The 18,914-nt window shown below is 34.2% G+C and carries 17 protein-coding genes and 1 pseudogene; 4 read left to right on the top strand and 14 right to left on the bottom strand.

All coding sequences use genetic code 11. From position 1 onward, the window contains the following. Nucleotides 1–4: 4 nt before the first annotated feature. From moaC to E4100_RS02035, 8 genes and pseudogenes are all read right to left on the bottom strand, one after another. Nucleotides 5–454: pseudogene (gene moaC / locus E4100_RS09440) on the bottom strand (cyclic pyranopterin monophosphate synthase MoaC); the annotation flags it as partial. A 1-nt stretch (nucleotide 455) separates the two neighbouring features. Then, nucleotides 456–1,415, bottom strand: a complete 960-nt coding sequence (gene moaA, locus E4100_RS02065) for a GTP 3',8-cyclase MoaA (RefSeq protein WP_135270357.1) — start codon at nucleotides 1,413–1,415, stop codon at nucleotides 456–458. 10 nt (nucleotides 1,416–1,425) lie between these two features. Further along, nucleotides 1,426–3,312, bottom strand: a complete 1,887-nt coding sequence (locus tag E4100_RS02060; RefSeq protein WP_135270355.1) for a molybdopterin biosynthesis protein — start codon at nucleotides 3,310–3,312, stop codon at nucleotides 1,426–1,428. A gap of 9 nt (nucleotides 3,313–3,321) precedes the next feature. Next, nucleotides 3,322–4,548 carry a molybdopterin molybdotransferase MoeA gene (locus E4100_RS02055; protein WP_135270353.1) on the bottom strand — a complete coding sequence of 409 codons (1,227 nt, stop codon included), beginning with the start codon at nucleotides 4,546–4,548 and terminating at the stop codon, nucleotides 3,322–3,324. Further along, nucleotides 4,548–5,177, bottom strand: a complete 630-nt coding sequence (locus E4100_RS02050) for an ABC transporter ATP-binding protein (RefSeq protein WP_135270352.1) — start codon at nucleotides 5,175–5,177, stop codon at nucleotides 4,548–4,550. The genes E4100_RS02055 and E4100_RS02050 overlap by 1 nt, the downstream gene beginning before the upstream one ends. Then, nucleotides 5,178–5,867 (bottom strand): ABC transporter permease, encoded by a 690-nt coding sequence (locus E4100_RS02045; protein ID WP_135270350.1) that lies wholly within the window; start codon nucleotides 5,865–5,867, stop codon nucleotides 5,178–5,180. Nucleotides 5,868–5,891: 24 nt separating this feature from the next. Continuing rightward, the gene (locus E4100_RS02040) at nucleotides 5,892–6,755 is read right to left on the bottom strand and encodes an ABC transporter substrate-binding protein (protein WP_135270348.1); all 864 of its coding nucleotides are present in this window, start codon (nucleotides 6,753–6,755) and stop codon (nucleotides 5,892–5,894) included. A 723-nt stretch (nucleotides 6,756–7,478) separates the two neighbouring features. Further along, nucleotides 7,479–8,090 (bottom strand): hypothetical protein, encoded by a 612-nt coding sequence (locus E4100_RS02035; RefSeq protein WP_135270346.1) that lies wholly within the window; start codon nucleotides 8,088–8,090, stop codon nucleotides 7,479–7,481. Between the two features lie 410 nt (nucleotides 8,091–8,500). On the opposite strand from E4100_RS02035, the gene E4100_RS02030 reads away from it, so the two are divergent. From E4100_RS02030 to E4100_RS02015, 4 genes are all read left to right on the top strand, one after another. Beyond that, nucleotides 8,501–9,169, top strand: a complete 669-nt coding sequence (locus tag E4100_RS02030; protein WP_135270344.1) for a TetR/AcrR family transcriptional regulator — start codon at nucleotides 8,501–8,503, stop codon at nucleotides 9,167–9,169. Between the two features lie 135 nt (nucleotides 9,170–9,304). Continuing rightward, entirely contained in the window at nucleotides 9,305–11,170 is a 1,866-nt protein-coding gene (locus E4100_RS02025; RefSeq protein WP_135270342.1) for an aldehyde ferredoxin oxidoreductase family protein, read from the top strand. Continuing rightward, nucleotides 11,171–11,410 carry a MoaD/ThiS family protein gene (locus E4100_RS02020; protein WP_135270340.1) on the top strand — a complete coding sequence of 80 codons (240 nt, stop codon included), beginning with the start codon at nucleotides 11,171–11,173 and terminating at the stop codon, nucleotides 11,408–11,410. A 63-nt stretch (nucleotides 11,411–11,473) separates the two neighbouring features. After that, complete coding sequence (locus tag E4100_RS02015) at nucleotides 11,474–12,154, top strand: HesA/MoeB/ThiF family protein (RefSeq protein ID WP_135270338.1); 681 nt, start codon at nucleotides 11,474–11,476, stop codon at nucleotides 12,152–12,154. A 3-nt stretch (nucleotides 12,155–12,157) separates the two neighbouring features. Here E4100_RS02015 and fdhD read toward each other — a convergent pair whose 3' ends face one another. Genes fdhD through E4100_RS01985 form a run of 6 tightly spaced genes read right to left on the bottom strand, consistent with a single transcriptional unit; the run spans nucleotide 12,158 to nucleotide 18,832 of the window. Continuing rightward, nucleotides 12,158–12,964 carry a formate dehydrogenase accessory sulfurtransferase FdhD gene (fdhD, locus tag E4100_RS02010; RefSeq protein ID WP_135270336.1) on the bottom strand — a complete coding sequence of 269 codons (807 nt, stop codon included), beginning with the start codon at nucleotides 12,962–12,964 and terminating at the stop codon, nucleotides 12,158–12,160. Continuing rightward, entirely contained in the window at nucleotides 12,942–13,571 is a 630-nt protein-coding gene (gene mobA, locus E4100_RS02005; RefSeq protein ID WP_245196343.1) for a molybdenum cofactor guanylyltransferase, read from the bottom strand. The genes fdhD and mobA overlap by 23 nt, the downstream gene beginning before the upstream one ends. Continuing rightward, nucleotides 13,558–14,049: a MogA/MoaB family molybdenum cofactor biosynthesis protein gene (locus E4100_RS02000; protein ID WP_135270334.1), complete on the bottom strand. Its 492-nt coding sequence runs from the start codon at nucleotides 14,047–14,049 to the stop codon at nucleotides 13,558–13,560. The genes mobA and E4100_RS02000 overlap by 14 nt, the downstream gene beginning before the upstream one ends. After that, the gene (gene fdhF / locus E4100_RS01995) at nucleotides 14,042–16,741 is read right to left on the bottom strand and encodes a formate dehydrogenase subunit alpha (protein ID WP_135270332.1); all 2,700 of its coding nucleotides are present in this window, start codon (nucleotides 16,739–16,741) and stop codon (nucleotides 14,042–14,044) included. Before fdhF ends, E4100_RS02000 begins: the two co-directional genes overlap by 8 nt. A gap of 9 nt (nucleotides 16,742–16,750) precedes the next feature. Further along, a complete protein-coding gene (locus E4100_RS01990) occupies nucleotides 16,751–18,337 on the bottom strand; it encodes an NADH-ubiquinone oxidoreductase-F iron-sulfur binding region domain-containing protein (protein ID WP_135270330.1) in 1,587 nt (528 codons plus the stop codon). 9 nt (nucleotides 18,338–18,346) lie between these two features. Beyond that, complete coding sequence (locus E4100_RS01985) at nucleotides 18,347–18,832, bottom strand: NADH-quinone oxidoreductase subunit NuoE family protein (RefSeq protein ID WP_135270328.1); 486 nt, start codon at nucleotides 18,830–18,832, stop codon at nucleotides 18,347–18,349. Nucleotides 18,833–18,914 lie beyond the last annotated feature (82 nt).

Here is an 18,914-nt window from a genome sequence, read left to right as displayed (position 1 = left end):
ATACTCCTGATTTCCCGCCTGTTTTTTTAATCAGTTTCACATCTTCTATTACCATAGCTCTGTCTACCGCTTTGGCCATGTCATATATGGTTAGCAATGCTGTGGTTACAGAATTTAAGGCTTCTATTTCAACTCCTGTACTTGATGTAGTCTTTACCTTTGAGTAAACCTCAATGAAGTCTTCTCCATAGTTAAAAGTCATATCGACAGAAGTTAAAAATATATTATGAGTCATTGGGATAATGTCACTTGTCTTTTTAGCAGCCATTATTCCTGCTACTTGAGCGACTGACAAGACATCTCCTTTTTTAATCTTACCATCTCTTATCAAATTGATAGTTTCTTTCTTAGCCGTTATTTTTCCATAAGCTATAGCAACTCTTTCGGTTTCTTCTTTATCTCCAACATCAACCATCTTAGGTAAACCCTCAGCATTAAAATGTGTAAATTCCATATTATCCCCCGATTTCATTCATATTTCTATTTATAGTGATATCCTTTTCTAGTTCATGTTCTTTTTCTTTAGACAAAATAGCCTCTCTAATCACTTCTTCTAAATTTTCACCTTCATAAAGGTATTTTTTTAAATCTATCTCTCTATTCGAGTGTAAACACAATTTTAATTTCCCCGTAGAAGTTAGCCTTACTCTATTGCAGTCTTTGCAGAATTTGCAACTTATAGGATTTATAAGTCCAACTTTGCCAATCGCATTTGGAAGCTTATAGTATTGTGCAGGTGAGTGAATGTCGTCATTTTCGATTTTTTCTAATGCACTCACTCTAGAAAGCACAGTAGAGTTTGGGATAAATTTAGCTTTAGCAAAGTTTTTAGCCTCTCCCATTGGCATAAGTTCAATAAATCTAACGTCTATAGGATGATTGATTGTTAAATTTACAAAATCTTCTATTTCATCATCATTGAATCCGCCAATCAATACTGTATTTATTTTTACAGGGTTTAAATCGTATTCAATTGCTTTCTTTATAGCCCTTTTTACCCTCTGTATATCTCCACCTCTTGTGATTTCTTTGTACTTTTCTGCGTCTAAACTATCAAGGCTTATGTTTACTCGATTAAGTCCTGCTTTTTTAAGGGGTTCAATATAATCCTCAAGTAATATACCATTTGTAGTCATCGTTATTTCTTTAACGCCTTCTAATTTGCTTACTCTTTCTATCAAGTCAACAGCTCCGAGCCTTACCAATGGTTCTCCACCTGTAAATCTTATCTTTTTTACCCCAGTATTTACGAAAACTTTTATTATCTCATACATTTCCTCTAGAGTAAGCATTTCTTCATGGGGTAGTTTATTTGCTATTCCCTTTTCAGGCATGCAGTAAACACATCTTAAATTACATCTATCAGTAAGTGAAACTCTCAAATAATCTATCTCTCTTCCAAACGCATCTTTCATATAATCACCGTCATTCTATTATTATTATTTCGCCAGTGTTTTCAAAACCATATCCACCTAAGGCGTCAACTCTGTTTTTAAACTCTTCGCTTTTTAGTATTTCTATGAACTCTTTTATCCTGTCAAGCTCTAAATTTTTAGCATAAGTTAAAAAGTCGTACTCCTCTGGTTTTAAAGGATAAAAATCCAAATCTAAAGCTTTGCTTGCAGAATATACACCTAAACCTACATTTGCGCTCTTGTTCTTAACAGCTGCAGCAACAGCCATATGAGTAGAAAATTCTCTTTGATATCCCTTTATTTTCTCTGGGTTCACGTCGTTTTTAGCTAACTCGTAATCTAATAGTACTCTTGTTCCAGAGCCCCTTTGTCTGTTTGCAAATACCACATCTTCCCTTACTAAGTCGTTGACCGATTGTATGTTTAGAGGATTTCCCTTTTCTACTATAAAGCCTTGTATTCTATTTAAGCCTTTTATGAGTGCCATCTTCTCCCCATTAAAATACTTTCTTACATAGCTGATATTGTATTCTCCTGTATCGGCATCTAATAAATGAATTGGTGCTAAATGGCATTCTCTACGTCTTAAAGATAGTATACCTCCCATGCTACCTACATGAGTGGATTTAAGTTTCATCATGTCGGCTACTATATCCATGCATATATCATGGCTTCCTATGGAAACAAGACTTTCTTTTATCTGATTGAGCGGCCTTAGTAGTTTCACATCTACTGTATCTGAAACGTCATAACCTTCTACATTCCTTGGTATTTTGCATAGTCCGTCTGCTTTTACTAAGCTCATTATAACTCCAGCTCCAGATTGTAGGGGTGTTGCAATGAGTTTATCATCAACAAACCCTAGAGTTACTCTGATTATTTCTTCATTTTTGAGAGATGAAACTACTCTTTTAGTAAGGGTGGCCTTTGCTATTTCATCCTTGTCATCTTCAAGTCCTAAAAATTTTAATATAACTGGTTTTACAAAAACATCAAACACTAAATAACTAGAAACGGGATATCCCGGTATTCCTATGATAGGTTTTCCCTTTACTATTCCTAAAATAGTTGGTTTCCCCGGTTTCATGGCTACTCCATGCACTACCACTTCTCCAATTTCATCGATTACATCTACTGTATAGTCCATTGTACCTGCTGATGAACCTGCATTTACTAATACTATGTCGTTTTTTTCAACAGCTTCTAAAACCATTGCTTTTATTGTTTCGTATTCATCTACTGCTATCGAACCCTTGTTGGGAATTCCACCTAATTCTAAAACTAGATTTTCGAATACATATGAATTTGAATCTATGATCTTTCCTTCTACTACTTCCTCCACATTTTCAACTATTTCACTCCCAGTGGGGATAAGGGCAACTTTTGGCTTTTCATAAACACTTATCTCATCAATCCCACCTGAGATAAGGGCTCCAATGTCTACAGGCCTTATCTTGTGCCTTGAAGGTAAGATCATCTCTGTAGCTACAATGTCTTCCCCAATCTGTCTAATGTGCTGATAAGGATACGCTGGAGATAAAATCTCTATGGTATCCTCATCTTTTATAATACAATCCTCTATCATAATCACTGCATCAAATGGCTCTTTTACAGGATTTCCAGTATTTATATAAATAAAGTCTTCATTTAGTTTCAATGTCTTTGGTTCACTCTCTGTTGCACCCGTGGTATAATCAGATATTACGGCTATTCCATCCATAGCGGCAGAATTGTAGCTCGGTGATGAAAGCTTAGCATACACAGCTCTTGAAGTCACTCTGTTTAAAGAGTCTTTTACTTTTATCAATTCTTCTTTAGGATTAATTTCTAATTTCTTAAAGTACTCATCAATTGCCAAATTTACATCTATATTATCGATATATGCTTTTCTACTCATATTAACCTCCTACAGTAAATAGACTTCTCTTATTTCTCCTTTGTTTACCCCTTCTTCATGAATTTTTATGACAATGTAACCATCGGCTTTTGAAAGATTTGTTATCATTCCTGACTTTCCAAACTTTGGTGTAGCATAATATTTTCCTTCTTCTTTTTTTATGTTTACAAAAACATACGTATCTTTACCAGCAGAAGATGGAAAATTTTCAGTCATCTGTGCGAATATGGTTGGTTTTATCGTGTTTAAGGAGTATAATTTCTCGATAAACGGTTCCACTACAGCCATAAAAACCGTCATAGCAGATACTGGATGCCCTGGAAGTCCAATGACAAGTTTTCCTTTTGCACTAGCAATAAGTGTAGGTTTCCCAGGTTTTATTGAGATTCCATGAGCAAGCACGCCTTTCCCTCCAAGAGAATTAATTGCCTCTTTAGTGTAATCTCTTTCTCCAACTGAACTTCCCCCTGAAAGCAATACTATATCACTTTTTTCTAGCCCATCTAATATTGCCTCTTTCAATTGAATAAAATCATCTTTTACAATTATATTTCCAACTACTTCTAGCCCTATCTTTTTAGATTGGGCTTTTAAACTATATGAATTGATATCTCTTATTTTCCCAAATTCTAATTTTTCTTCTATTCCTATTATCTCATCTCCTGTTGATATGATGAAAACTTTAGGTTTTTTAAATACCTGTACTTTTGATATCCCAAGACTTGCTAAAGCACCGATATGAGCAGGATTTAATTTTTTTCCTCTTTCTATTACAACTTCATTTTCTTTAATATCTTCCCCACGTTTAATTATGTTTTCCTGAATCCTCACAGGTTTTTGGACTAGGAGGGTTTTTTCATCCATCTTTTCAGTGTTTTCAATCATTATGACGGCATTGGCTCCTTTGGGTATCATTCCCCCAGTTGGAACATAAGCACATTTTCCACTGCTAACCACTAGTTCTGTCCTATCCCCCATTTTAACTTCTCCTATGATTTCCAGCACCGTTGGTATAGTATCAGTTGATCCATAGCTATCTTCTGCTACTATTGCATATCCATCAACTGTTGATCTATCAAATTCTGGTACAAACTCTTTTGATATTACATCTTCATAAAGTACCTTATCGTAAGCATCATCTAAATCTACAATTTCTGATTCCAATTTATAGTCTTTAAACTCCTCTTTTATAATATTTACTGCTTCTTCAATCAAAATGGTTTTAAAAAATTCCACTAAGAAATCCTCCCTCGTTCTAAAAATACTACCTCATCACAGATTCTATCTGATTGAATAGCATCATGTGTAACAATGATTATAGTAGCATTTGATTGTTTGTGAAAATTTAATATGCAATTTTCTATAGTAATCATAGCTTCTTCATCAATACTCGAAGTGGGTTCATCAAGTAGCAATAACTTGGGCCTTATCACTAAGGCCCTTGCTAAAGCGACTTTCTGTGCTTCTCCACCTGATAGTTGATTTCCTCTCTTATTTAGCAAATCTTCTATCTCTAAAGCTTTAGCTAATTCTAAAGTCCTTCTTTCAATTTCAACTTTGTCTAATTTTCTTAAAAGCATTGGATACTTAATATTATCTTTGACTTTTCGCTTAAATAAAAATGGTTTTTGAAAAACTTCTGTAATTTCTTTTTGTATTTTTTCATCTAAGGGTTTCCCGTCATAGAGTACTTCTCCTTCAAATTGTGGATCCAAACCAGCAATGATGTTTAATAATGTGCTTTTACCAACTCCATTTGGCCCTCTTAGTCCGATTATTTGCCCTTCTTTAAATGTATAATCAGCTATATCTAAAACTAAATTTTCTTTATAATACTTCTTTAAGTTTCTTACCTTAACTTCCATTTAATCCTCCACGTTGAAAGAATAAATTATACTGTGAATGGCAAAAGAAATCAGCAATAGTATAATCCCAAGAGCTATTGCCATAGGATAGTCTCCTCTTGAATTCATCATAGATATAGTCGTAGTCATCACTCTGGTTTGCCCTTTTATGTTCCCGCCGACAATCATAACAGCGCCAACTTCAGAGATTGCTCTTGAAAAAGCGGTTGCTATATTAGCTATTATATCTGAATTCAGTTCTCTGATTATAAGAATGGTGGAGTGAAAATCTCCTCCACCTAATGTCTTTACAACTTTTTTGTATTCCATTCCCCTGTGCATCGCTAAATTGTAGGTAAGCCCAAATATAAATGGCAATACCAGAAGTGACTGCGCTAATATCATGGCTTTTGGAGTGTACATAATCCCTAAAAAGCCCAAAGGGCCATTTCTCGTGAATAAAAGTGCAACAACCAAACCCACTATGACGGATGGAATGCTCATAAACGTGTAAACTAGCCTTGAAAAATGCCTTTTATGCTTAAATTCTTTGATTCCAAAATAACAGCCTAGAGGCACAAATATAAGCGAGGCAATTAGAGTAGCCGATGTTGAAACAAAGAGCGAAAGCCCTATTATTCCATATATCTCTTTGTCAAAATTTATCAATAATTCTATTGCCTTTATAAAACCATCCAATATATAATCCATATTGCACCTCTAAGCATTTATTTGCTATTTATAATTAGGAATGAACAATGCTTGACCATATTCCTCTATTCCATATTCTCCGATTAGCTGTTGAATGTCTTCTCTTGTAATCCATTCCATAAATTTAACAGCGCCTTCGTAATTTATAGTTTCAAACTTCTCTGGATTCACTGGCAATACGCCGTATTGATTAAATAAATTCTCGTCGCCTTCGACGATAATATCTAAATCCAATGTGTCTTTTAAGCTCAAATAAGTACCTCTATCAGCAATTGTATATGCTCTCTTTTCATCAGCAACTTTAAGTGTATCTCCCATACCGCTGCCAGTTTCGATATACCATTCTCCAGTTGGCTCTACATCAATAAGTTTCCAGAGAGATAATTCTTTTTTATGTGTACCAGAGTCATCGCCTCTAGATACAAAATTCAACTTGTTGTCGTTTATTTCCTTTAATGCGGCTAATATGTCATTCCCTTTTTGCAATTTACCGTCTGCAGGTCCAACTAAAATGAAGTCATTGTACATTACATCTCTTCTTTCAGTCGCAAAACCTTCTTCCACGAGTTTTAATTCATCTGGTTTTGCATGGACTAGCAGCACATCTGCTTCTCCATCTCTAGCCATTTGAATTGCCTTACCAGAACCAACTGCAATGGTTTTTACCTCTATGTTGGTTTCTTCTGTAAACAATGGAAGTAAATAATCCAATAATCCAGTATCCTGTGTGCTCGTTGTAGTAGCTAAAATAATGCTGCCAGCAGGAGATGCTGCTTCTTCTTCAGTGTTGTTCTCGCTTGTGTTTTCTTCAGTTTGAGTTGAAGTACAAGCGCTTAAAACAAGAATCAATGACAACAAAATCAAGAAAAACGTTTTTCTATTTTTCATACTATCCCTCCATTCTTTTATTGTATAGTATCACTCTAAATCAGCCAATGTCAAGCTTTGAGATTGATAGAAAGATAACCATACTTTAAGATATTAATACTATATCTTAAAAGGATGGTTATAATTCTTACGGTAGTAATTTCAGATGCTTAAATTAAAAAATAGGGGAATATCATGATTTATCTAAATGTTTATAAATTAGATTTATTACTCAAAACATTTAAATTCCAATCATTAAAGAGTCTATTCTTTTTCTAACAGTTTATAAAGAAATTCACAAAGGAATTTCACCCATACTAAAAGCACAATAGGTAGTAAGTATGTTATATAAAAACTGTATATATCCATCGCAAGTTGGCTACCGTTTGAGTCAATGGTGTAGCTTTGTAAATATATAAAACTATAAGAAAGTATAAAACTTAATACAAGCAAAACCGAACATATAGTTTTATTAGTAAACGTACCAAATCCAAATACCCTTTTCATAGAAACCTCCTTTTATACTTTTCCGTTTTGTAAACCTTTATAAATTATTTAGATAAATATTGAATACAAAGGTCTTAATTATTTCTATTTTTTTTAATAAACCAATTTACTAAAATAAATAGAATTACTATCAGCCCAATAGCATTAATAATAGGCATATAAAATAATATTTTATCTAACATCTAAATTACACTCCCCCAATCGCATTAATAGTAGACATATAAAACAATATTTTATCTAATAAATCACACTTGTTATAAAAATCATATGTTCCATGTTAAAATCATCTGACCAAAGCTTTACTAAACCATCTATAAGGAAATAATAATCAATCGTACATGTGCCTGTTGTCGTAATACTACTTCCTCGAGACGATATTGTAGATAAACAAGAAATATCTCTAATGTCTAGTCCCACAGTAAAACCAGTCAAACTCATAGACCCTGTAGCCTGAGTAAATCTATGCGTTGTCATTCCTGGAACTTGTTCATAACTATATAGTGTTTTTAAATTTAAAGAAGCTCCCGAAGCCGGAATAGTAGATGTTTGATATGAACCAGATCCAGATGAACGAGTTGCATAAATTAACAATTTATCCAAAGACTCAGAAGGATTAGCAACTTCCACGGATTCCGTTTTAATAGAATTTTTACTTGATAATTGTGTACTTAAGTATTCTTCAAGCTCTTCTTTAGTCTCAAATGCTAAAGGTTGAATATGTTGAGGAATATCCTCAGCACTAATGGTTTCTAAAGAATCAACCAAAGGCGTATAACTAACATATTCCGCATAAACATTAGATGATAATGAAAGAAATAAAATTAATAATAAACCAATTTGTTTTTTCATAAAAACCTCCTTTTATATTATACCGTTTTGTAAACTTAAATGAAAATTGAGGAATCCAAACTCTCTATGTACAATGTTTTCGCTTCGATTGTATAACTCTGGATTCCGAACGCCAATAATTTATATTTTTAAATTATATAGCGCATTCATATTCTTTACAAATTCAATAATAACCATATTCCCCTAATAGATTTTTACTAGAAATATATTTATTAGAATATTCAGTATAAATCTTAACATAAGTATATCATAGTAGATTTTCCATGTCAAATTTTTGTAAATAATAATACAGTATAAATTGTTTTTAAAAAAATGATTAATTAATACTATCTTATCCATATACAAATAGACAGTTTTATTAAAATTGTTTATACTAAAGTAGATAATAATTAAATATGGTGGTGGTTTAAATGGATCGTGCGACAATCCAAAGAGATAATATATTAAAAAATTCATATAGATTATTTAAAGAAAAGGGTTTTAAAAATACCACTACTAGAGAGATTGCAAATCAATCTCAAATTAATAAAGGTCTTTTGCATTATTATTACAATCAAAAGGAAGACATTGTAATAGAAATGTATGAAGATATTTTAGATGCATTATATAACTATGTTGAAAAAAACTATAAAGATAAAATAAAAGGTTATACTTATTTAGCACTCTTAAATATACTCTTTTACAAGGCTATGACATCAACTAATGAGAGTTTGAATTTTTTATCAGAAATGATGTCTAGTAGAGAATTAACAAAAGTAAAAATCGAAAAGTATATTGATTCTTATTATAAAATAATCGAAAATGATGATATCCCTATAACAAAATATCAGATGTTGCTAGCTTTGACTGTCGCAGTTGGAGCAGAATCTGAGTTGCTCCTAAGCATAAGAGAAGGAAAAATTAAAATGACTTATGATAAATTAGCAACGACTGTAAATAAAATTATGTTTACCATGCTAAAAGTACGAGAAAAAGATATCAAAAAAATTAATGATAAAGCTAAAGAGATAGCTGATACTGTTGAATTAAAAGAAATTACATCATTTTTGATAGAAAGCTGTAAATGGGCAAGGGACTGACCTTGCTTTTTTTGAATTATTTTTTAGGCAAGCCTAAATCTATACTTGCTAATTTGGTATCGCTGTAATATAATAAAATTAACAAGATTAGGCACGACCAATATTTATTATTGGATAAGAAAGGAGAGGTAATATATGCTTTATGGGTATGCAGGAAAAATGCTATTTATCGACTTGACAACAGGAGAGATTGAAGAGAAAGAGACTCCAAAAGAACTTGCTGAAGACTTCATCGGAGGTTATGGTTTTGGCGCTAAAATTCTTTACGATATGATGAAACCTGGTACAGATCCACTTGGCCCTGACAGTGTGCTTGGGTTTATAACTGGGCCTACAAGTGCTACAAAAGCTTGGTTTGGAGGCAGATACACAGTTGTAAATAAATCCCCTATAACTGGTGGGTGGAACGATGCAAATTCAGGAGGATTTTTTGGTCCTGAGTTGAAAAAAGCAGGATATGACGCATTATTCATCAAGGGAATATCCCCAAAACCAGTGTATATTTACATCAACGATGGAAAAGTAGAAATAAGAGATGCTTCTCATCTTTGGGGTATGGATACAAAGAAAGTTTGGGAAGCATTGAAAGAAGAAACTAATGAGCCAAGATTAAGAGTAAGTGCTATTGGGCCTGCAGGAGAAAGAGTTTCTTTGATTTCGTGCCCTATTAACGATGGACATCGTGCTCCAGCTAGAGGTGGTACAGGTCCAATAATGGGTTCTAAAAAATTGAAAGCTATCGCAGTTAGAGGAACTCAAAATATTCCTGTCGCTAACCCTGAAAAAGTTTTAGAAATCAATAAAAAAGTAACTGAAGCCATGAAACAAAGCGAATTAGCACAGGCTTTTGGAGCCTATGGCACAGGTGTAGGAACTCCTGCATCAGCTTTGAATGGGGACTCGCCTGTTAAAAACTGGGGTGGTGTAGGTGTAGTAGACTTTGGCGAAGAAAAAGCTGAAAAAATGGGTTCTATCGCACTTGACCGATACAAAACAAAAAAATACAATTGTGCATCTTGCCCATTGGGATGCGGTGCTGAATACGAAGTAAACGATGGACGTTGGCCTTTAGGCCCAACCGAAAGACCTGAATATGAAACAGCTGCTGCTTTCGGAAGTACTCTTTTATGTGGAGAACCTGATGCAATGCTTAAATGCAATGAAATCTGTAACACTTATGGTTTCGATACAATTTCAGCTGGTATGACAATAGCTTGGGCAATGGAATGTTATGAGAGAGGTATACTTACAAAAGAAGATCTAGATGGTATTGAATTGACATGGGGCAACGGTGAGGCTATAGTAAATATAATGCAAAAAATGGCTGATGGTGAAGGCTGCGGTGCTATATTATGCCATGGTTCTCAATACGCTGCTAAATATTGGAATAAAGGAGAAGAATATCTCCAAACTGCTTCAGGAATAGAACTCCCAATGCACGACCCAAGACACTCTCCAGGTTTAGCTAGAACTTATAAATTCGATCCAACTCCTGGAAGACACGTTAAAGGTGGTATAGGTGGAGTCCAAATGCTAGAGCCTATTAAAGAAGAAAACTACATCTTCGATGGCACTGGCCCAGCAGATTTAGGTATGACTCTTTTTGTAGAAGTTCTAAATGCATCTAGCATGTGCTATTTTAGTACACTTTGTGCTCCTCCTGAAACAGTTTATGAGTATATAGCTGCAATTACAGGCATGAACTTTGATCAAGAAACTGCTTTTAATACTGGTTTAAGAATATTTATGATGAGATATGCATTTAATCTCAGAGAGGGTATAAAACCAAAAGACATGACTCTTACTAAGAGAGCAGTTGGTGAACCTCCTCTAGAAGCTGGACCATTAAAAGGATATAGTGTTGATGTAGAAAAATTAGGTAGAAATTTCTTTAAAGAAGCTGGTATCGATTTTGATAGTGGTCTACCAGATAAGGCTCTTTTAGAAAAATTAGGTGGATTAGATGAAGTGATAAAAGATATTTATGGGGAAGATAAATAAATGGTAATAAAACTAAAATACATGGGTGTCATTCACGATAAAATGCCTGATGTTTTAGATTTAGAAGAAGGCACAAATGTAAAAACTCTCAAGACAATTCTAATAAATATGTCTGATGAAGAACTAAAACCAATCCTATCGAATGCCTCGTTCATCGTTAACAATATGAATGCAAACGATGATACAGTCTTAAATGATAATGATAAAGTACTAGTGTTGACACCTTTGGGTGGGGGTTAAAAAATATATAATATAAGCTCATCTTTTGATGAGCTTATATTATAATCTAAATAGAGGTGTGTTATGAAAAGATACTTAAGAAATATGGATATGCTTTCACTTGAAGAAAATGAAAGCTTAAGAAAATGTAAAGTCTGTGTAGTTGGATGCGGTGGATTAGGTGGCTATGTAATAGAAATGCTTGCACGGCTTGGAATTGGCTATATAACTGCTATTGACGGCGATGTTTTCGAAGAAACCAACCTCAATAGGCAAATTTTATCAACCATGGATAATTTAGGTCAAAACAAAGCTCTAGCAGCTAAATTGAGAGTTAATGAAATTAATCCTGATGTAATTGTAAATAGTGTCAATTCACATATTTCAGAAGAAAATTACGTGGATATTTTAAAAGGGCACGATGTGATTGTCGATGCGGTGGATGACATAAAGACAAGATTTTCACTTCAACGTTTTGCAAAAGAACTTAATATACCATTAGTCCATGGAGCTATCTCAGGATGGTTTGGACAAGTTTCGACGATCATGCCAAATGACAACACACTAAATCTCATATATAAATCTAGTGAAAAATTAGAAAACAAACTAGGAAATCCCTCTTTCACACCTGCTTTAGTTGCAGCAGTTGAAGTGAGTGAAGTGGTAAAATTATTAATAAAAAGAGGAGAGATCCTTAGATACAAACTCCTCTTAATAGATACTTATACTCAAAATTATTCCGTGGTTGATCTAAAAAGTAATTAAGTTTCAATAAATTATATTATCGAAATTTGTGTAGATATTTAACCTCTTCCCTCTTACAAACCCAACTAGTGTGATATTCAATGCATTAGCTAGTTCTATTGAATAAGATGTGGGAGCAGAGTGGGATACTACCATAGGGATAGCTCTTTTTGACATCTTTGAGATCAGCTCATGAGAGACCCTCCCAGATGTAAGAATAATCTTGTCGCTATAATGAGTTTTTTGTATGTCTGCTCTGCCAAGCACTTTATCTATGCAATTGTGCCTTCCTATATCTTCATAAAAGTACAATATGTCTTTTGCATTCGCTAAAGCTGCAGAATGTACCCCCCCTGTTTCTATGAACAATTTTGAACTCTTATTAAATTTTTCCATGAGTTGAAATAAATCAAGAGCTTTGATTGAAAAATCGTTAGTTATTTTTTTGCTCTTTATAGAATCAATTACATTGTAAAATAAAGGTGCATTTCCACAGCCCGAACTAATTAACCTCTTGTTTAACAACGATTGCTTTAATGTCTTATCTTCAAAAGTAATTACTCTTGCTTCGAGGGTTTTTTCATAGATTTTTACGTCTTTTATCTCTTTAATTGAATCTATTAACCCTTCAGAAATCAAAAATCCTACCGTCAGCTCATAGAGCGAATCTGGGCTTACCATCAATGTAGCAATTTCTACGTCATTAACAAAAATTGTGAATGGCTTTTCTACTGCCACAAAATCATTCTCTACTGAAGTGTTCGCATCTTTTATTTTTACTATTTTGACTTCTTTTTTGGTAGATAAATCATCTGCTTTGGGATCTCTCATATTTTTCTAAATCCTCTTTTGTATTTAAATTTAAGAACATACTCCAATCAGGGCTCATTTTTAAAGCTTTCTTATGAGGAATATAGGTAGTATTCACTGTTTGAAGTAAAGTCTTTATATCTATTTTGTCGTTATTAAGATATAGTTCAATTACCTTATATAAGTCTCTCGAATAAAAAGCATTAAATGGTTCTATGCCTATTCTATCTTCTGTGACCACAGCATCGCTTTCTTTTATCTTCAATAAGGCCATCATGTATCGAATGTAGTCTAGATTGACTATTGGCATATCACAAGCTATAAGATATGCGTATTTTGATTTAGATTCTTTTAGGCCAATGTGAATGCCTGAGAGTGGCCCTTTATCTTTTATTTCATCGCTTACCAGCTTTATTTTTTCATATTTTATTTTTTCATCATCATACTCATTTGGTTTATTTGTTACAATTATAAAATCATTAAAAAGAGGGGATAATTTTTCTATAAGCAATTCGACATTGGATTTATTTTCTAGTTTTAAAAATTGCTTGTCAAACCCCATCCTCATGCTCTTTCCACCAGCTAAAATTATTGCGCTCCCAAATGAATTAACACTATTCTCTAGCACATTCACTCGCCCTTCCCGTCAAAATCTCTAGTCCATGTGGCAATGCTTTTAATATGACTTCTAGTGATTCTTCAACAGCTCTTGGACTGCCAGGGAGATTTATGATAAGTGTGTCATTTCTTATGCCACTTACAGCTCTAGAAAGCATTGCATGGGAAGTCTTTTCAAGACTTTTATTTAAAATAGCATAACTTATCCCCATGGCCAATCTGTCTACAACTTCTAAAGTGGCTTCTGGGGTTACATCTCTTTTGCTAAATCCAGTGCCACCTGTAGTTAAAATCAAATCTACTTTTAGCTCATCTGCCATATACATAAGCTCTTTTTTTATCTTCTCTTTATCATCTTCTACAATTGTGGTACTTAAAATTTCAAAACCATTTTCTTCCATGATTTCTTTTATTCGTTTGCCTGATATATCTTCTCTCAAACCTTTTGAACCCTTGTCACTTGCTGTCAAAACACCTACTTTAAACATAGTCCTCCTCCTTATCTAACTTTTCGATGTTCACCGCAGATACTTTTAGTTCTGGTATCTTTGCTATCTCATCTACAAAAGTATTTGTCAAGTAATTAGCCTGCCCATCTGTAAAATGAAAAGGCATAAATACAACATCTCTATCTATTGTATCAACCACTTTTGCCTTCGTTATGATCTCTCCTCTTCTGGACTTGACTCTTACTTTATCGCCATTTTCTATGTTCATTCTGTTAGCGGTTTCTTCATTGATCTCTATATATGAACTATTTACTATATCATTGAGTCCTTCTTCTCTTCCTGTCATTGTCCTGGTGTGATAGTGATAAAGAATCCTACCCGTAGTGAGTATAAATGGATAGTTTTCATCTGGCGTTTCTCTGCTTTTCACATATTCAACAGGCATGAATAAACCCTTGCCTCTGGAAATCTTATCTTTGTGTAAAAATTTAGTTCCCATGTCATCTTTGTCTTTGCACGGCCATTGTATTCCGTTATCATCTATTTTCTCGTAGGTAATCCCACTGTATTGAGGTGTTAGAAAACTTATTTCCTCCATTATCTCTTGAGGATTAGAATATTTCTTGTCATAACCTAAAGTATTCATTATCTCCATGATGATCTGCCAATCTGGTTTTGCTAATCCGTTTTCTTTTACTGCTTTTCTAACTCTTTGAACTCTCCTCTCTGTATTAGTGAAAGTTCCATCTTTTTGAGCAAACGAAACTGCTGGCAAAACTAAATCTGCATATTCACAAGTTTCAGTAAAGAATATGTCTTGAACAACTAAAAAATCTACTTTTTTTAATGCACTAATCACATGATTAGTATCAGGATCAGAAACTACAGGATTTTCTCCCATGATGTATAAAAACTTTATTTCGTCTTCTTCAATAAGATTAAACATCTCAGTTATAGTCGCACCGACTTTATCAGAAAGTTTTGTACCCCATGCTCTTTCAAATTTCTCAAGACTTTCTTTGTGAAAAATCTTTTGATAACCTGTTAACTCCGCAGGTGTAGCTCCCATATCACTTGCCCCTTGAACATTGTTCTGCCCTCTAAGAGGATTTATACCTGCATTTTCTTTCCCTATATTTCCACATAAAAGAGCTAAATTAGATAAGCTCATTACAGCATGTGTGCCAGTGGTATGTTGAGTGACTCCCATTGTATAGTAAATTCCTGCGTTTGGGGAGTTTGCATAAATTAAAGCTGCTTTTATAATTAAATCCTCATCCACTCCACAAATTTCTGCACTTCTCTTTGGTGGATAGTTTTTTACAAGTCTGACTAATTCATCAAAGTTTTCGCAATTCTTCCTGATGTACTCTTCATCATACAGTTTGTTTTCAATGATGACATTCATCATCCCATTTATGAGTGCAATATTTGTCCCTGGTTTGAGCTGGAGATGAACATCTGCAAATTTAGTAAGTTCTATTTCCCTTGGATCTGCTACAATCAATTTCGCACCACTTTTAACTGCCTGTTTTATAAACGCTCCTATAACAGGATGTGTCTCTGTGGTATTTGAGCCAATTACAAATATCGTGTCATTGTGTTTGATTTCTGAAATACTATTTGTCATAGCGCCTGTACCAAGTGTAGTTGCAAGCCCTGCAACTGTTGAGGAATGTCAGAGCCTAGCACAGTGATCAATGTTATTTGTCTTTAAAACTGCCCGAAAAAGCTTTTGGAAAAGATAATTTTCCTCATTTGTACATCTTGCTGAACTTAAACCTGCAAAGGAATCAGGCCCATTTTCAGCCATATATTTATCTACCTTTTCTTTTATAATCTCATATGCCCTATCCCAAGAAATTTCTTTAAATACCCCATCTTCTTTTAACAATGGTGCGTTTAACCTATCTGGATGATTTATAAAATTAAATGAAAACTTTCCTTTAACGCACAATAGTCCTTCATTGACAGCATTTTTAACAGGCTCTACGCCAACTACTTTATCATCTTTAGTAAGTAAATTAATTTGGCAGCCTACTCCGCAAAATGTACAAGTAGTCTTGACTTTTTCCACTTCCCATGTTCTAAATTTTTCTTTAGATTTTGGCATCAGTGCTCCTGTTGGGCAAACTGAAACACAATTCCCACATGACACACAGTCTGAATTTATGAGTCCATCATTAAATGGCGTTCCAATTATTGTATCAAACCCACGATTTACAAAATCTATTGCCCCTGTGACTTGAAGTCTTGAACATACTCTCACACATAAACCACATAAAATACATTTTTGAGCATCATATACATAAAATGGATTCGAATCATCTATATATCGATCTCTAATCTTTCCTGTGTGATTTCTAAATTTAACATCGTATTCATAAGCGTAATCTTGAAGTAAGCAATCCCCTGCCTTCTCACAAGTAAGGCAGTCATTTGGGTGATTGTCTAATAGCAGCCTTAGTATCTCTCTTCTTGCCTGTATAACTTTTTCTGTTTTAGTATGTACCACCATTCCATCTCTCACTTTTGTAGAACAAGATGTTTGGAGTTTTTTACTTCCCTCTATCTCTACAACACACATTCTACAAGCTCCAAAAATATCAAGTCTTTCGTCATAGCAGAGATTTGGTATCTTGATCCCAACTGAATTTGCTGCTTGCATAACTGTAAGTGAACTATCAACCTCAATTTCTTTGTTATCTATAGTAAGTTTTACTGTTTTCATGATTTCCTCCTAGTATATCTCTACTGCTTTTACTGGTTTTACAGGACAAACCTCATAGCAGCTGCCACATTTTATACATTTTTCTATATCTATGCTGTGTTTTACTTTGAGTTCCCCCTGAATAGCATCTACAGGACAGTTTTTCTTGCACAAAGTACAGCCTATGCATTTGTCTGAAATGGTGTAAGTTATAAGTGGTTTGCAGCTTTTTGCAGGACATTTCTTATCAACTATATGTGCAATATATTCATCCTTATAGTATTTTAAAGTAGTTATAACTGGATTTGGAGCGGTTTGCCCAAGCCCGCATAACGAAGTATCACTGACGACATGCGCAAGGTTTTCTAGCTCTTCTAAGTCACTCATCTGCGCTTTTCCTTCAGTTATGAGCTCTAATATTTCATACATTCTTCTTGTGCCCTCTCTACATGGAATGCACTTGCCACATGATTCATCTACGCTAAACTCCAAAAAATATTTAGCGATATCCATCATACAAGTGTTCTCGTCCATAACAACCATTCCACCTGAACCCATGATAGAACCTATGCTAGCTAAAGACTCAAAATCAACAGCTACATCTAGATATTCTTTAGGGATACACCCTCCTGATGGTCCTCCAGTTTGTACTGCTTTATATTCTTTGTTGTTTTGGCAACCTCCCCCAATGTCAAAAACTATATCTCTTAACTTAGTGCCCATTGGAACTTCTACAAGCCCTGCGTTTTCAATTTTCCCAACGAGTGAAAATACCTTTGTCCCAGGGGATTTCTCTGTGCCTATGCTTCTAAACCATTCGGCACCATTTAATATTATTGGAGCAACATTTGCAAAAGTCTCTACGTTGTTTATTATCGTAGGCTTGCCCCACAATCCCACATGCGCAGTTCTCTGTAATTTAGGTCTAGGCATACCCCTATGCCCTTCAATAGATTCTATGAGAGCAGTACCCTCTCCACAGACAAATGCACCTGAACCAAGCCTTAATTCAATGTCAAAATCAAAACCCGATTTGAATATATCTTTGCCTAAAAGTCCTAGAGTTTTCGCCTCCTCAATCGCATGTTTTAAAGTCTTTACTGCCTGAGGATACTCTGCTCTTACATATATAAAACCTTTATTTGCACCTATTGCATATCCACCTATTGCCATGCCTTCTAGTACACTGTGAGGGTCTTTTTCTAAGATTGACCTATCCATAAAAGCACCAGGATCGCCTTCGTCTGCATTGCAAATTATGTATTTTTGGTCTGCATCAAATGTAAATGCTTCCTCCCATTTCTTTCCTGTAGGAAAGCCAGCGCCACCTCTTCCTCTAAGAAGTGAATTTTTCATTATATCAACTACTTCTCTTTGAGAAAGATTAGTTAAAACATTATGTAGCGCTAAATAACCGTCAAAGGCTATGTATTCTTCAATATCAAAGGGATTTATTATATCGCAATTTCTTAAAGCAATGCGCAGTTGATTTTTATAGTAATCCCCCTTTAACACCACTTTATCTTCTACTAACTCAATCAAGTCATTCTGCAATAGATTCTCTATTATCTTTGCCCTTTTCTCCTCTTTAATGGAAATAAGTCTATTTTTATCCATGCCACACCTCTATCGTAAATCTTCGAGTATTTTCTTTACATCTTTTTTCTTAACTAGCGGAAATAAAGTAGAATTGATCATAACGACTGGCGCTTTTGAACAATCTCCTAAACACCTAGCCTCGTTAATTGAAAATTTCAAATCACTCGTGGTTTCCCCTTGTTTTATACCTAGCTCTTTTTCAAATTCTTCTAATATTGCTTGTGCTCCTTTTACATAGCATGCAGTCCCTAGACAGACACTTATTTGGTTTTCTCCTTTAGGTATAAAAGAAAACTGCGCATAAAAAGTAGCTACCCCATAAATTTCTGCAAGTGGTATCCTCAATTCTTCGCTAACTATTTTCAATACTTCTTTAGGGAGATAATTAAAAAGCTCTTGTGCTTTTTGAAGCGCTGGCATAAGCGCTCCATTTGTAGCTTTAATCATTTTTAAAAAGTCTTTGTACTCTGTCAATTTATCTTTGTTCTTTTCTAAATCAAATGTGTATTCCATATAGCACCTACCTAAAATTGCATATATTTTAAGTTTACACTATAATAAATTTTAATGATTGTCAATGTAAAAACTCACTATT

The sequence above is a fragment of the Soehngenia longivitae genome, from assembly GCF_004684055.1.
GTDB lineage: Bacteria > Bacillota > Clostridia > Tissierellales > Tissierellaceae > Soehngenia > Soehngenia longivitae.
The sequence above is the reverse complement of the archived record's forward strand: the minus strand, read 5'-3'. Positions and strand labels throughout refer to the sequence as shown.